Genomic DNA, 401 nt, shown 5'->3' with positions numbered 1-401 from the left:
CGCTGCTGCGCCGCCGTTGGTGCCACCGCAGGAGCGCGCAACCATCCCCGAACCCCAGGCGTTGGTTGCCCTCCCAAGGCCGCTCTCGCCGTTGGTGCCGACGTCGCCACCGCCACCATCAGCGGCCTGGGCGTTGGGCGCAGCCCCCAGACACCCGCCGCCGTTGGTGCGACCGTCGCCAACCCTCACCACCGGGGACAGCACCGCTACCCGGCGCTGGAGGACCCGCTCGCCGTTGGTGCCAACGCAGCAGAGCCCGGCCATCCGCACACCTCAGGCGTTGGGCGCAGCCCCCAGACACCCGCCGCCGTTGGTGCGACCGTCGCCAACCCTCACCACCGGGGACAGCACCGCTACCCGGCGCTGGAGGACCCACTCGCTGTTGGTGCCATCGCAGGAGC

The 401-nt window shown here is 73.1% G+C and carries 1 protein-coding gene; it reads right to left on the bottom strand.

The window, feature by feature from the left end; all coding sequences use genetic code 11:
* Positions 1 to 264, bottom strand: a 264-nt coding sequence (locus D455_RS34895; RefSeq protein WP_206539274.1) for a hypothetical protein, incomplete at its 3' end; no start/stop codon positions are given.
* Between the last annotated feature and the right edge of the window lie 137 nt (positions 265 to 401).

It is taken from the genome of Nocardiopsis halotolerans DSM 44410, from assembly GCF_000341065.1.
Lineage (GTDB): Bacteria > Actinomycetota > Actinomycetes > Streptosporangiales > Streptosporangiaceae > Nocardiopsis > Nocardiopsis halotolerans.
The sequence above is the reverse complement of the archived record's forward strand: the minus strand, read 5'-3'. Positions and strand labels throughout refer to the sequence as shown.